This is a genomic window from Paraburkholderia sp. UYCP14C (assembly GCF_004197395.1).
Lineage (GTDB): Bacteria > Pseudomonadota > Gammaproteobacteria > Burkholderiales > Burkholderiaceae > Paraburkholderia.
This window is the reverse complement of the sequence record NZ_SELS01000288.1, coordinates 1-910: the sequence shown is the minus strand read 5'-3', so window position 1 is coordinate 910 and position 910 is coordinate 1. Positions and strand designations below refer to the sequence as shown.

Sequence of the window (910 nt, the reverse complement as noted above, 5' to 3'; positions counted from 1 at the left end):
TGGGCGGCGACAATGATTGCGTCCGGTGTAGCGACATTCATCTTGGCCGGTAGTGAGGAGTCGGAGGCGGCGTAGCCGCCGCAGACGACGAGCTGCCGGCGTCGCCGGGTCGGCGAGGTCTAGGATGGCTGACTGAATCTAAAAAGAGGCGGTCAGCCCATGTCTGGAACCCGCATCACCGACCAACAGGTCCGCCTCTACATGAACCAGCGCAAACTTCATCCACAGAAGGTCGCCGCAGCGAAGTCGGGCATGAGCGAGCGAACGGCGAGACGTGTCGAACGTGAAGCCGGGCTTCCGTCGCAGCAGCCCCGGCGCTACTGGCGCTCGCGTCCTGATCCATTTGCCGATGTATGGGAAGCCGAAGTCGTCCCGTTGCTGCGCAGTGCGCCAAAGCTGAAGGCGATCACCCTGCTGCGCAAATTGCAGGAAGACCATCCCGAGCGATTTCCAGACAGTATGCGTCGCACGTTTGAGCGGCATGTCAGCCAGTGGCGCGCGCTCGAAGGGCCGAACCGGGAAGTGTTCTTCCCCCAAACGTATCAGCCAGGCGCACGAGGCCTGTCGGACTTCACCCACATGGACAAGCTGTGCGTGACGATTGGCGGCGCTCCGTTTGACCACCTGCTGTATCACTTTGTGCTGGCATTCTCGCGCTGGGAATACGCCAGTGTGGTTGATGGCGGGGAGAGCTTCCAGGCGCTCGCGACGGGATTGCAGAACGCGCTGTGGCAGGCCGGCGGCTGCCCACGCGAACACCGCTCCGACAGTCTGTCGGCGGCCTTCAGGAACCTGCAGGAAGAGGACGACTTCACAGCTCGCTATGCGGCACTACTCGAGCACTACGGGATGGAAGGCACGCGCAACAACCGTGGGATGGGTCATGAGTATGGTGCGGTAAAAAATATGT

General features: G+C 61.8%; 1 protein-coding gene. It reads left to right on the top strand.

From position 1 onward, the window contains the following. Window positions 1–159 precede the first annotated feature (159 nt). Window positions 160–910, top strand: a 751-nt coding sequence (gene istA / locus EVC45_RS44875) for an IS21 family transposase (RefSeq protein WP_129964389.1), incomplete at its 3' end; no start/stop codon positions are given.